This is a genomic window from Emergencia sp. (genome assembly GCF_048465375.1).
Lineage (GTDB): Bacteria > Bacillota > Clostridia > Peptostreptococcales > Anaerovoracaceae > Senimuribacter.
In genome coordinates this window covers 354,880-367,720 of the sequence record NZ_DBFWLQ010000002.1, presented here as the reverse complement: position 1 = coordinate 367,720, position 12,841 = coordinate 354,880, and the positions used below count along the sequence as shown (strand labels likewise).

11 protein-coding genes are annotated in these 12,841 nt (G+C 47.1%); 2 read left to right on the top strand and 9 right to left on the bottom strand.

Annotation, left to right across the window (positions count from 1 at the left end):
- Window positions 1-309: 309 nt before the first annotated feature.
- Window positions 310-990 carry an isochorismatase family cysteine hydrolase gene (locus ACMQ5W_RS02195; RefSeq protein ID WP_419023021.1) on the bottom strand — a complete coding sequence of 227 codons (681 nt, stop codon included), beginning with the start codon at window positions 988-990 and terminating at the stop codon, window positions 310-312.
- Window positions 991-1,267: 277 nt separating this feature from the next.
- Here ACMQ5W_RS02195 and ACMQ5W_RS02190 point away from each other — a divergent pair, with 277 nt between their 5' ends.
- A complete protein-coding gene (locus ACMQ5W_RS02190) occupies window positions 1,268-2,425 on the top strand; it encodes a M20 family metallopeptidase (protein ID WP_148494184.1) in 1,158 nt (385 codons plus the stop codon).
- A gap of 56 nt (window positions 2,426-2,481) precedes the next feature.
- On the opposite strand, the gene ACMQ5W_RS02185 is transcribed toward ACMQ5W_RS02190, so the two are convergent.
- Both ACMQ5W_RS02185 and ACMQ5W_RS02180 read right to left on the bottom strand, forming a co-directional pair.
- Window positions 2,482-4,104 carry an amidohydrolase gene (locus tag ACMQ5W_RS02185; protein ID WP_419023019.1) on the bottom strand — a complete coding sequence of 541 codons (1,623 nt, stop codon included), beginning with the start codon at window positions 4,102-4,104 and terminating at the stop codon, window positions 2,482-2,484.
- 1 nt (window position 4,105) lies between these two features.
- Window positions 4,106-5,494, bottom strand: coding sequence for an APC family permease (locus ACMQ5W_RS02180; RefSeq protein ID WP_419023017.1), 1,389 nt, complete (start codon window positions 5,492-5,494; stop codon window positions 4,106-4,108).
- A gap of 622 nt (window positions 5,495-6,116) precedes the next feature.
- Between ACMQ5W_RS02180 and ACMQ5W_RS02175 the strand changes: the two genes are divergently transcribed.
- A complete protein-coding gene (locus ACMQ5W_RS02175; RefSeq protein WP_419023015.1) occupies window positions 6,117-6,299 on the top strand; it encodes a 4Fe-4S binding protein in 183 nt (60 codons plus the stop codon).
- Between the two features lie 32 nt (window positions 6,300-6,331).
- Here ACMQ5W_RS02175 and ACMQ5W_RS02170 read toward each other — a convergent pair whose 3' ends face one another.
- The 6 genes from ACMQ5W_RS02170 to ACMQ5W_RS02145 all read right to left on the bottom strand — a co-directional run bounded on the left by ACMQ5W_RS02170 (window position 6,332) and on the right by ACMQ5W_RS02145 (window position 12,833).
- Window positions 6,332-7,246, bottom strand: a complete 915-nt coding sequence (locus ACMQ5W_RS02170) for an ABC transporter permease (RefSeq protein ID WP_419023013.1) — start codon at window positions 7,244-7,246, stop codon at window positions 6,332-6,334.
- Window positions 7,243-7,986 carry an ABC transporter ATP-binding protein gene (locus ACMQ5W_RS02165; protein ID WP_419023011.1) on the bottom strand — a complete coding sequence of 248 codons (744 nt, stop codon included), beginning with the start codon at window positions 7,984-7,986 and terminating at the stop codon, window positions 7,243-7,245. Before ACMQ5W_RS02165 ends, ACMQ5W_RS02170 begins: the two co-directional genes overlap by 4 nt.
- Window positions 7,983-9,044, bottom strand: coding sequence for an ABC transporter substrate-binding protein (locus tag ACMQ5W_RS02160; RefSeq protein WP_419023009.1), 1,062 nt, complete (start codon window positions 9,042-9,044; stop codon window positions 7,983-7,985). Before ACMQ5W_RS02160 ends, ACMQ5W_RS02165 begins: the two co-directional genes overlap by 4 nt.
- Before the next feature lie 245 nt (window positions 9,045-9,289).
- Entirely contained in the window at window positions 9,290-9,976 is a 687-nt protein-coding gene (locus tag ACMQ5W_RS02155) for a YoaK family protein (RefSeq protein WP_419023007.1), read from the bottom strand.
- Window positions 9,977-9,992: 16 nt separating this feature from the next.
- Entirely contained in the window at window positions 9,993-11,432 is a 1,440-nt protein-coding gene (locus tag ACMQ5W_RS02150; protein ID WP_419023005.1) for an amidase family protein, read from the bottom strand.
- Complete coding sequence (locus ACMQ5W_RS02145) at window positions 11,433-12,833, bottom strand: N-acyl-D-amino-acid deacylase family protein (RefSeq protein ID WP_419023003.1); 1,401 nt, start codon at window positions 12,831-12,833, stop codon at window positions 11,433-11,435.
- Window positions 12,834-12,841: the final 8 nt, after the last annotated feature.

The window sequence follows — 12,841 nt, the reverse complement described above, 5'->3', positions numbered from 1 at the left end:
GTTTCTTTGTACAGCTCCCACGATAAATCTACTGTCTTTCTGACTAATCCTATATTTTGCTCATTACTATATAACGTAAAAGAATGTTGGAAATAGAAAACCAGTGAAAAGGACATTATGATTACAATAATTAAAAAAATAGCCATGATCTTATTGCTGATAGAAGTTCTCATAATATTCTCACCTTTCAAAATTCATTATAGCCCAGGTAATATCCGTTTTCAAATGGCTATAATTGGTAATTATGTATTCACAATCATAATTGGGATGGCAATGCTTTGCCACCCCAATTACGATGTGCCCCTCCTATTACAAGCGCTTGAGTTTTTCGATAATCTCGTCAGTATAACCTGACGCGCAGTACACATTACAGATGTTTTCAATCGTGTTGTTGTACCTTTTTTCCGTCTCTGTAGCGGTAGCATCCAGAACCAGCTCACATTCAAACCCACAGTCTGCCAAATCTCTCACCGTCGTCTCTACACACTGGTCAGTGTAAAAACCGACACAATAGCACTTCTTGATATCCATGCCGAGGAGAACTCTTTCAATCGGTGTGCCGACAACTGCGCCGGAACAGGTCTTGATGAGAACGACTTCCCCTTCCTCTGGCGCGACCTCCGGAATCCATTCTGCCTCCCAAGAGGTTGGCGGACATTGGAAGTTCAATCTCTTGTGCAGTCCTCCCGTATCTGATGCATCCCCTGCATAGGATTGAATTTTCACATGTATCGGTCTGATTCCTTTTTCTCTGCAGACCGCAAGCAGTTTTGCAGCCTTATCCGTTGCCGCCCTCTCCAGCTTGTGGTATTTCTGGCAAAGCTGCCGCGCTTCCTCTTCATCAAGGCCTGCAGCGACCGCTTCCCTGACAATGTTTTCTGCCGTTGCCAGATTCTGCATGTCGATCAAAACAAGCGCAGTATCCTTTGCGGAGGGAATGATCTGGGGAGTCACTCCACTCTTTTTTACAATCAATTCTTCATACGTCATTTCTTTTCTCCTTTCACAAAGCAAAAGTTATTTGATGTATGTCATTGCAAATCGCATGCCACAAAAATGAGTCCTTTCAAGCCGTGTATTTCCTGCAATCTTTGGAATCTGCGTCAGAAATACTGTGATGTTTTCTTCCCATATCCCCTCCGTTTCTCTCACATCAGTCTTTACTACTTTCTTTTTTCACAAGTAAATCCCCATTTTTTGCTGGCATCAAATTTGCAATGAATGTGATAAAGGTTTCTAACGCTGAACACACAAGGAGGTAACAACTATGAATTATGAAGAAATGAAAGCACAGATTCAATCAGAGGCAGCGCTCTACTTTGACGAAATCTGCAGATTAAATGACGATATTGCTGATCACCCGGAACTCAGCGGACTGGAGTATGAAACATCCAAAAAAATCGTGGAATTTCTCCGGAGCAGACAATATGATGTCGTATATCCTTTTAACAATATGGCTACAGCATTCAAAGCCACATACGGCAGAAACCATCACCACAGAAAAATTGCACTTCTTGCAGAATATGATGCGCTGCCAGAAATCGGCCATGCCTGCGGCCATTCTGCAATTTGTTCCATCAGCATCTTAGCAGCCTTCGCTTTAGCAATGCTGCAAGATCAGCTTGATGCAGATATCCATATCATTGGGACGCCCGCAGAAGAAACTTACGGTGGAAAGTGTATCATGGTTGAGGATGGCGTCTTTGACCAATACGATTTCGCCATTTTGGTTCACCCCAATAACTTCAGTGCTCCCAGCGCCAACCTGCTAGCACTTGATTCTGCAATCTACGACTTCTGTGGAAAGGCTTCTCATGCGGCAGCCGCGCCATGGGAAGGAAACAACGCCCTCAATGCTGCAAGACTGTTATTCGACAGTGTTGACATGTTCAGGCAGCATGTCAAGCCAGATGTACGAATGCACGGTGTTATAAATAGCGGCGGTGTTGCCGCCAACATCGTTCCTGATTATTCTCAAGTTTCCATGTATACCCGTTCTTCTGACAGATATTATCTGAATGAGATAACGAAAAAAGTAGATACCATGGCCCAATGCGCCGCCATGATGACAGGTTGTACATTCAAAAAGACTGTGCCAGATAAACCTTTTGACAATCTCAAAGGCAATCCTGTTGTGGAAGACGTGATCTCAGACACCTTTGCAGAGCTGAAGGTTCCATTTACACGCACCGATACGCTGTTCGGCTCCTCCGACATCGGCAATGTGAGTTTCCGATGTCCTGCATTCCATCCAGTTCTGAAGGTTTCTGACGCACCTATACACACTGCAGAATTTGCAGCAATCATGAAGTCTGATACGCTGCACAGTGCGATACGTACTGGTGCTCTCCTGATCTCATACACGATCGTCAAAATCTTTTCCAATCCGGCTTTATATGAGGAAATGCTTGCCCAGTTCAAGTGAGAATGCAAAAAACGCCAACCGTCTAATATCAGTTGGCGTTTTACGTTCTTTTATATTTATTTCTGATAAACCACCTTGCCGCCGACCATGGTCATTTCCGGCAGGATGTCTTTGATTTCCATCGGGTCCACCGTAAAGATATCGCGATCCAGCAGAACCAGATCAGCGTAGTAACCCGCTTTGATCCGACCTTTTCGATCTTCCATGAACTCGCCGTAGGCACTTTCGATGGTATAAGCGTCGATGGCGTCCGCCACGTCTACACATTCACCGGGATAGAATCCACCCTCAGGCTGTCCACTTTTATCTTTCCGTGTTACAGCCATATAGATATTAGGAAAAGGGTTACAGTCTTCCACCGGGCAGTCGGTGCCATAAGAGATATGGGCACCCTTGCGCCGCAATGTACCAAAGGCGTAGGACGTCGATGCCAGTTCTCTGCCACAGAGTTCCTCCACGATATTCATATCGTAATCGAGGAAGATCGGCTGTGCAAAGACCAGAATGCCCTTTTGGGCGATACGCGTGAGCAGGCCCTCATCAGTAATCTGGCAGTGTATCAAAGCGTGTCTCAGCTGATTTTTTCCCTCGACAAAGGCTCTCTCATAGCAGTCTATGGTCTTCTCGATGGCGGCATCGCCGATGACATGGGTGACAACCTGCAAGCCGTACTTCTTCGCCAGCTGACAGTATTTTTCCATCTCATCCTCTTTGATCCATTCCAAACCGTGATTTTCCCTGTCAACGGCATAGCCGTCCCGCATCAGAGCAGTTCTCGCCCCCAGGCTGCCGTCCTTGAAAAGCTTCAGAGGACCCAAGGTCAGCCAGGAATTTTCGCCGTATTCGCCACAGGCGAATTCACCTTCTGTCAGATACGATTCAAAGGCCGCAAAGTCGTTGAAGCAGACCTGATGTCTATATCTGAGCAAGGCTTCCCCGCTCTCATAGACATCGTGGAACATTTTGAAGGCCGCCGGTCCATCCATAAAGGTAGTGCCGACGTCGTTGCTCTGCACACTGGTCAGTCCATGGGCGACACCGTATTTCATGGTCTCCAGCAAAATCTGCCGTCGCTCTTCCATACTGAAATCTGGAATCAAAGCCTTGGCGATATTACAGGCGTTGGCTGTAAAGATGCCGTTGGGGTAGCCGTCTTCTCCGATCAAAAAATCTCCGTCTGGAAACTGCGGTGAATCGCCGTCAATGCCCAGCATCTCGATGACCTTTGTATTGGAAGAGACGATATGTCCGCATACCCGCTCTAAGACGATGGGAATCGACGTACTGATCTGATCCAGGTCATGCCGATCCGGCAATCGATCCCCATCCACGAACAAGTCTTGATTCCAGCCGATGGCGTGCAGCCCGTCCTTTACTTTGTCTGGATGCTTGTCTATAAAATCCCGGCATCTTCTGATCATTTCTTCGATGGATGGCACGCCGTCAATGTCCACCTGATTCAAGGTCTCTCCAAACTGCATGAAGTGCAGGTGAGAGTCGTTGAGGCCGGGAATCAAAGTCTTGCCGCCACAGTCCATCAGCTCCGTATCTCCGTCTGCCAGAGACAGGATGTCTTCATTGCTGCCGACTTTCCCAATCAATCCGTCCTCTATCAAGACCGCTTGCGCAAAGATGCCCTTTTCTACATATACTTTTCCGTGATGCAAAATCCTCTTCATGCTACTTCTTCTCTCTCTTTAATTTCATATCGAAGATATAGTAAACGCCTGCACCGATCACTGGAACGGAAAGTCCCATGGCGCCGTTTACAGGATCTTCGATGGCAGAAATGACAATCAGGCCGATGAAGATCAGTGCCGTGATGATGACGGATACTGGATAGAACCAGACTTTATACGGCCTCTCGATATTTGGATATTTCTTCCTCAAAATTGGCACTGCCAGGATGACGAGGGCGTTGTAAATCATGGCTACTACGACGACCAGATTGGTCAGCTGATCCAGATTTCTCATCAAAACCAGGGCAATAGACAGAACGCCCTGCACGATGATCGGCGCATAAGGCACCTTGTATTTAGGATGCAGCTTGGCAAAGCTTTTGAAGAAATGCCCTTCTTCTGCCATGGCGTAATACATTCTCGGCTGTGCCAGAACCATTCCGTTGGCAGTGCCGAACATGGCCAGAATCATACCGATGGATACGACGATGGCTCCTGCGCTGCCCAGTACCTTTTCTGCTACTGCCGTGCCCAGATACAGATCTTCTGCATTAATCATAGCAACAATCTGCTCATGTGGCAATACTTTCATAATGGCAAAGTTGAATAAGGTATAAAGTACGGTGACGCCGCCGATGCCGATAATCAAAGCCAGAGGCAGGTTTCTCTTTGGATTTTTAATTTCTTCTGCCACTGTATTCAGATTTGTCCAGCCTTCATAAGCCCACAGTGATGCGACCACTGCGATGGCAATCATGCTGAGAATACTGGTATCGTTTGCTGCCGCATAATCGCTGGCTGCCCCCAGTGAAAGATCCGGACTGACTCTGCCCACAAAGAGAGCCACCAGCATGACGATGCCTACCGGAACCAGCTTGGCAATCATGGACAGACTCTGTACGATGGATGCGATTTTGACACCCACCAGGTTGTACGCTGTCAAAGCTACAATCAGTACGATTGCCCCCATTTTGATACCGAAACCGCTGATGTCAAAGAATGATCTCAGCACTTCCATCAGTGCGATGGCTACAGCGGCGATAGAACCTGGTCCGCCTACCAGCCAATCAGTAAATCCGGCAGTAAAACCCACCACAGGGTGAAATGCCTCATTTAAGTAAACGACTCTGCCGCCGGCTTTCGGCATTGCAGTTCCCAGTTCCGCGTAACACAAGCCGCCAAACAGAGAGATGATTCCTGCGATAACCCAGCAGATTAAAGCCAGCCCGCTGTTCATGCCTGTCCTCTGTAATACATAAGAACCCAGGTAGAAAATACCGGAACCGATCATGATTCCGCCGATGATGCTGACACCTCCGAACACGCCGATTTCCCGTTTGAACTCGGTCTGTTCCGTGGTCAGTTCTTTTAAACGTTTTTCATCTTCCATGTAACTGTCCTCCATTAAATATTTAACCTCATCATAACAGAGAAAGGTTTAATCAGGTGTTTAGAAAATAGACCCAAGGATTGCCAGTTGCGGCAAATAAACGTTTTTACAGGTTTTTACAGAATTCGACATCAAAATAGAATCATGCGATGCGTTTTATAATATCTATATGGTTTTCTTTTTCATATACAGGGGGGAGGGGTATATACCGAGCATTCTTTACGATAAAGTTAGGTTTTTTGATGCCTTTCTAAAGGTTTCGCGTAACTCCATCACAGCATCAGACACTATTTCAGCGGAAAACAGTCTCTAATTTTCATAGAATCTTTAAATTTTCTGTTGCGGTTATTTTTGAGGGCTGTAGAGAGTCATAGAAACATAATAATTTATATAGAAAATAACCAGAATCAGAGATACCCCCTGCTGAAACCTTCAAACAGAAATACAGTTACGCCAGAATACCCGGATAGGCCCAAAAAGCGTAAGGTTATTGTAACGGAATATCATCCTAGGACATTTCCCCTACATTTTCTTAGAAATTATCGTTTTTTAAACAGAAACATTGACCCATTTCAGATGCTGTTCTATAATAAATATATTTTAATGTAAGGAGGAATGCATAATGTCTATCATGAAAATAGATCATGAGAAGTGTGTGCGTTGTGGCGAGTGTGTAGATGCCTGTCCCTTTGGCGTGCCTCTCATAAAAGAGAACCGGGTTGTCATCGGGATCGGCTGTCGTTTCTGCGGCACCTGTGAGATGACCTGTCCGACAGAAGCCATCACCTTTGAAAAAGATCATTAGGAGCTGCACGGGCAGCTCCTTTTTCACCCTTTTCAGTAACTCTGCCATTTGATCGCTTTTTTCTGGATGACAGATACCAGGCCGCTCAACAGGGTCACCACCAGACCCACCACGATAATGCCAGCGATTACTTTGGTGTAGTTCCCATAGGTATTATAGTTTACGATATAGTAACCCATACCGACGGTCGATCCCATCATCTCCGCGAAGGTCAGCATCATCACCGCAGTCGTCATCGTAACCTTCAGCCCCTTGATAATGCCAGGCATCGAATACGGCAGCAGCACCTCGAAGATCATCGCAAATCCGCCCAGTTCCAAGGTTCTTGCCGAATCAATCAGGTTTTTGTCGATGGACTCCACTGAGAGAATCGTCTTTAGAAATGTAGGCCAGAAAATTCCCAGCAGGATGACGACTACGGAAGCACTGCGAAAGGTCGGCATAATCGCGATGACGTAGGGCGCAAAAACGATGGACGGAATGGGCGCCAATACGCCTGCGATGGGATAAAATACTTCCTTCAGCCTCTGATGCCAGCCGCAGATCAGTCCCAAAAGCGTTCCGAGAGCCAGGCCCACAGCCACGCCGATGAGCAAGATTTCAAGGGAAGATAAAATTCCTCTGCCCATTTCCAAATAATCTTCGCAGAACACGGCGAAGACATTCTCCAAAGCAGGTGCCAAAACCGGATGGCACAGATCCAATTTGCTGACGAGGATTTCCCATATCAGCATCAGCGCCCATAGAATGGACATGATGTCTGAGGAGGAGGACCGTTTTTCGGGGCGATGCATGGTTCTAAAGAGGTAGGCGCCTTCCATCAGTGCGATGGCACAGATCATAGCGCCATAGGGAGCCGTTCGCTTCTCCCCCGGCAGTATCACAGTAACAAGCAAAGCTGCCAGCAGCCCATGGCAGATGACGGCAGACAGATTCCATCTTCTCATAGATACCACCCCGCTAATTCTTCTTTCAGGCGCAGGCATTCGGCCTGTCCCAGATCCTGACTGCAGCAGCAGTTGATTTCGGACTGAATCTGTTTTTCACGGAAGATGCAGCCGTCTTTGACAAATACGATGCGGCTGCCCATGATCATCGCTTCGTCCAGATCGTGAGTCACAAAGATGACTGTTTTCTTTTCCGCGCTTTTCTCCCAAAGTTCCCTGAGCAAGTCCTGCAGTTCCCGCCTAATTTTCGTATCCAGAGCGCCGAAAGGCTCATCTAGCAGCAAAAAGGGCGAGTCCATAGCAAGAGCCCGCGCTATGGCAGTTCTCTGGCGCATTCCGCCTGAAAGCTGATAGGGATATTTATCCTTGGAATCCTTCATGCCCGTCTTTTCGAGAAAAAACGCCGCTCGCTGCTCCATCTCCTGTCTCGAAAACTTCCCCGCTTTTTTCAGGGCGAAGAGCACATTCTTCTTAACGGTCATCCAGGGAAATAAGGAGTATTGCTGGAAGACGATGGTTCGGTCTGCGCGCGGTCCCCGCACCAGGTCGCCGTCCACTATGATAGCTCCCTTTGTCGGCGCGTCAAGCCCTGCTATGAGACGCAGCAGGGTCGATTTTCCACAGCCGGAATGTCCGATGATGCACAGGAATTCCCCATCCTCAATGGTCAGATTCAGATTTGACAATACGGTTTCGCTGCTCCCTGGATAGGAAAAGGTCACATTGTCTACTTTGATCATTTGTTGTTCGCCTCAAACTCTGTAAGCAGTTTCTCATAGATGTCCTTGTCTTTACCCTCTTTGATCAGATTCTGCAAGGCATCTTCATAGATGGACGTATCGATGTAATCGTTGATGTCGTATTCGGTGTCTGCATCAATGTCTCCATTGGCTTTCATCACATCGTAAAAATCAGATACCTTCTTTTTGTTCGGATCGAGGGATACGATCATAGCGTTGTCGTAAGAATCTGTACCGTACATGATTGCTTCAACATAGGCCTCATCTTGACCGGAATATTCTGCCAAGGTTTTGATGGTCGTCTTCTTGTCGTTCAAATAAGTCACATATGCTCTCAAAGCAGCCATTTCAAACTTGACCAGCGCATCGCGCTTATCGGTTACCGCTGCTCGGGAAGCGGTCTGTCTGCAGCAAGGGAAGTCACTTTCAAAATCACCGACCTGGAAAGCGACGTGCAGCTCGCTCTGTTCTGCAACATAACCAAAGCCGCTGTTGACCATGCCGATATCAGTTTCCCCTTTGTTGACTGCCTCAACGATAGACTGCTGCGAATCCATATATACGAAATCCGCTTTGACCCCGGCCTCCCGCAAGAGCCCTTTCAACACCATATGTCCCGTCTCCATTCTGAAGCAGGCGATCTTCTTTCCTTCAAAGTCCGCCAGCTCGGTATATTGGGCCTCCGCCTTTGTCACACCCTCGCTGCCCTCAGAGATGGTGCCGCCGAAGACCACTACGTCTGTGCCCTGGGAGATAAAGCTGCAGCTTGGAATGACTCCATAGGGAAGAATGTCCAGCTTCTCCATACTGACGGCTGTCAATCCGTCAGGCAGAGAATTGACCTTTTCAAACTCTACGTTTACGCCCGCTTCTTCAAAATAACCCAGTTCTTTTGCCATGATGATGCAGGCAGTCTTGATGTCCTTGCCAATCATACCCACCTTCAGGGTAACGACCTCCTCGGGTTCGTTCTCTTTCTCACTGCCGCACGACGTCAAAACTGCCGCCGTCAGAATCATCGTCAAACATAGGGTAATTGCCAGTAATTTCTTTTTCATTGTTCTTCCTCCAACTTATTATAAGCATTCAATACTATCTATTAGACTACGTCTATTAAAAGATATGGTACTATAAGAATTTTGGAAGCGCAATAACCCCGCTGCAGATGCAGAAAATAGTACAAAATATCGAAAAAAATTTACCAAATTTTGAACTGATGATAAAGTTAAAGAGGCTGTGGAACTTAAATCATCAAAAGGTACGTTCTTTGATATTGCCTACATAATAAGAAAGCGCCAAAGAGTCATACGCTCTGGCGCTTTTTTTCATATTTCCAAATCCACCCGGCTAAGACTGACAACATGACACTGCATAACCAGACTGCTCGTTCCCCATATCGAGCAGAAAATAGTATACCTGGAATCGCACCGACAGCGAAAGAAAATGTCAGATTTGCAAAGGTAAGGAAGGTTTTCAGCGATTGCCCGTTTCTCTCCGTCAGAACTTCATACAGCTTTTGTCCCACGTTGCGGATATTCCCCGTGCAGATTGTGGTATTATGGGCTACCCCCAGGCAGGTGCGGAACAAGCAGAGTTGGAAACCCATAAAAAAAGAGACAAACAGCGTTACAAAAACATTTGGGACGGATAAAGGCATACAGCCTACTGCAAAGAGCGCTGCGGCTTCCAAAAGCAGAGCAAATTTACGCCAGTCACCCTGAATCGGACTTTTTGCAAGCTGACTTTTCACTGCTTCGCTGAAAGCCGCGCCAAAAATGCAGGATGCGATGGGCAGAAAATAGGACAAAGCAATTTGCCAGTTCCCCATAGCCAGATTGATGCCCAGGTGCGACATGTTGGCTGTATGCATATTTGCCAATACGCCGTCCCTCGTAATGTATGTATATGCATTCATATATCCGCCAATCAACGTGATGATGACTAAAAATCCAGGTCTTTCCCAAGCTGGATATACGATTTCTCTTTTCAAGTAAGTTCCCATCCTTTCAAGTTAATAGTTTTTCAAAAACAGACGCCATCTGCAGCAGCCGGCAGTCATCATATTTATCCCCGACAAGGGTCAACGCCGTCGCTCCTTGCTGAGAATCTATCCCTACAGGCAGGGTCAAGGCCGGGTATCCCGCTCTTGCAGGGACGGTGCATCCGTAAAAATGAGGAAATACCAACAAATCCAGTCCATTCTCCTGCAAAGTTTTTTCCAGTCCGCAGGTAACACAGACTCTGTAATCCCGCGCCCTTGCTTTCTGATAAATCGGGCTGCATCTGCCCTCAGTAACAGCTTCTGCCTTCAGGAAAATTTCCTGCCCATAGGGAATCGTCTGCTCTCTGTGAAGCTCGTTATACCCAATTAATTCTGGCAGAGTAAGAAAAGTCCTCTCCTTGGTCCAATTCCGCAAATACGATTCCAAAGATGCTTTAAACTCGTAAAGCAATACTTCCTCTCCCAAATAGTCAGGATTGTACTCGTCATATATCTTTTCATATGGAGCAAAGTTTTCAACATCAATGATTTGATGTCCACTCTTTTCAATGCGCTGCAAGGCCTTCTCTATCAGACCTTTATGGGGTGGTGAAAGATGGGCAAAGAATTGCCGCAGGACGCCGATTTTATACTGCTCTTGCCGGCAGTCAGAGGGATGTGCTGCACACCACTGTTTCCAGTCATCTGCAGAAACAGTCGTCAGATCCTCGTCATCGCTTCCAGCTATGATATCCAGCAGGATTGCCGCATCCTCTGCAGTCTTCGCCATAGGGCCTGCCGTATCCTGTGTCTTTGATATGGGAATGATTCCACTGCGGCTTACTAAACCGATGGAAGGCTTCAGTCCCACCAGAGACGAATTGACGGAAGGTTTGACGATAGAACCCGACGTCTCCGTACCAATGGCAGCTAAAGCAAAGCCTGCCGTGACACCAACAGCACAACCGCTGCTGGAACCGCCAACTGGGAAATCAGGATTGAGGTAATTTTTGCAGGTTCCTCCTCTGGCACTGTAACCGTCAGGCATTGTATAGGATATAAAGTTAGCCCATTCAGTCATATTGGCCTTCCCGATGAGCACGGCGCCCGCTTCTCGCAGCCGTCTGACGAGAAAAGCGTCTCGCCTGGCAAAGCTGTCTCTAAGCGCAAAAGAGCCTGCGGAGGTGTGCATATTGTCGCCTGTAGCGATGTTATCTTTTAACAATAGTGGAATACCATGAAGCAGGCTTCTGACGGTCCCTCCCCCGCGCTCCTGATCAAGCCTTCTGGCAATATCCAGTGCATTTGGATTGACTTCTAGTGCCCCGTGAAGCGCAGGACCATTTTGGTTCATGGCCTCAATCCGGTTCAGACATTCTTTGGTTAAATCATAAGAGGAAAACAGATGCTGCTCCATCTGGCTTGCCGCTTTCCTTATGGTCAGTTCTATTATATTTATTTCCATTTACGAATCCTGTCTGTTGATAAAAACGCCGTCTGACGCAGATTGTATCTCTCCATGGCACATTGCAATGTTTCCATTGACAATGACATAGGCAATGCCCAAGGGTGCCTTTGCCGGTTCCACAAAGGTATTGCCTTCTCTGACAGCGTTTCGGTCCAATATGGTGATGTCTGCATCTTTTCCAACCTGCAATCGTCCTTTCTCTGTCAGGTGCATGCGGTTCGCCGGCAAGAGTGTCATCTTTTTAATTGCTTCTTCAAAGGAGAGAATCCCCCTCTCGCGACAAAGCAGCCCCAGGACTCTTGGAAATGTGCCCGCAGTTCTCGCATGTCCCTGATTCTCCACAAATTTACCGTCGCTGGCGACGATAACAGCATCATCCTTATAAGCGCGAAAGACATTTTCTTCTTTCATAGCAAAACAGACCACGCGAGTATCAGGTTCTTCCTTTCGCAGATAATCAAAGATTTCTCTCGTACAGGCGCAGTTCTTAAACTTGCCTTGAATCGGAAGAATCGCATCATAGCTGACTCCCCATTTCTCCAAAGCGCCATCATCAAACACCGTGGAGCCGATCAAGGTACTGAAGGCGTTATAAGGGTAACAGTCCGCAGTAATATCGATACCTTCTTCCCTGGCTGTCTGCAGCAAGGTTAAAGCTTCCTCCATATACCGTTTATCCCCATAACCTGCACAACTGCCGATATGAGAAAATTCCAAGGGAACACCGGTCTCCTCTGAAAGCTGTATGCATTCTCTGATGCTATCCAGACACCTGCCCGCATCGTGTCGGTAGTGCACCGTGATGAGGGCATTGGGAAAGTCTTTCAAGACAGAGCAGACGCTGGTTAATTCATGGAAGGAACAGCCCGGTGTGTATTCCAATCCAAAGGATAAGCCTGCTGCGCCAAGTTCCAGACTCTTCTTCACCTCTTCCTTTGCCTGCTCTATCTGGGCTTCACTGACGGAGGCATATACGTCTCCCTGACGGTAAGCCGACTGATTCTGAGCATCTGTAAAGAACTTTCCTCTGATTGTGTTATAGCCCTGCAGCATCATGGTATTGACAGGTGCGCCCTGCTTCTGTAGATAGGCGATATATTCTTCTAAGTTCTCTGGAGAAAATCCACAGTTTCCGCCGACTACAGTAGTTACACCCATGCGCAGTGCGGCGCACTCCGTACTGTAATTGATTTGATCTTCTGTAAGCGTGTCTTCGTGGATGTGAATGTCAATAAAACCGGGAACGACATAAAGTCCTTCCGCATCAATGATCGTATCTGCCGCCAGGAGTTCATCCGTCAGAGCAGCAATCCGACCGTCTTTTACAACAATATTCTTTCTGCCGTGAAACCCTATTTCCGGGTCGTAGATCATTCCATTTCTAATGAAAATATCCATAGCTTCTC

Bases quoted from the DNA above. Each gene is read 5' to 3' on its own strand.
- ACMQ5W_RS02195 (WP_419023021.1), bottom strand. From the start codon at position 990: ATGACGTATGAAGAATTGATTGTAAAAAAGAGTGGAGTGACTCCCCAG.
- ACMQ5W_RS02190 (WP_148494184.1), top strand. From the start codon at position 1,268: ATGAATTATGAAGAAATGAAAGCACAGATTCAATCAGAGGCAGCGCTC.
- ACMQ5W_RS02185 (WP_419023019.1), bottom strand. From the start codon at position 4,104: ATGAAGAGGATTTTGCATCACGGAAAAGTATATGTAGAAAAGGGCATC.
- ACMQ5W_RS02160 (WP_419023009.1), bottom strand. From the start codon at position 9,044: ATGAAAAAGAAATTACTGGCAATTACCCTATGTTTGACGATGATTCTG.
- ACMQ5W_RS02165 (WP_419023011.1), bottom strand. From the start codon at position 7,986: ATGATCAAAGTAGACAATGTGACCTTTTCCTATCCAGGGAGCAGCGAA.
- ACMQ5W_RS02145 (WP_419023003.1), bottom strand. From the start codon at position 12,833: ATGGATATTTTCATTAGAAATGGAATGATCTACGACCCGGAAATAGGG.
- ACMQ5W_RS02170 (WP_419023013.1), bottom strand. From the start codon at position 7,246: ATGAGAAGATGGAATCTGTCTGCCGTCATCTGCCATGGGCTGCTGGCA.
- ACMQ5W_RS02180 (WP_419023017.1), bottom strand. From the start codon at position 5,494: ATGGAAGATGAAAAACGTTTAAAAGAACTGACCACGGAACAGACCGAG.
- ACMQ5W_RS02175 (WP_419023015.1), top strand. From the start codon at position 6,117: ATGTCTATCATGAAAATAGATCATGAGAAGTGTGTGCGTTGTGGCGAG.
- ACMQ5W_RS02150 (WP_419023005.1), bottom strand. From the start codon at position 11,432: ATGGAAATAAATATAATAGAACTGACCATAAGGAAAGCGGCAAGCCAG.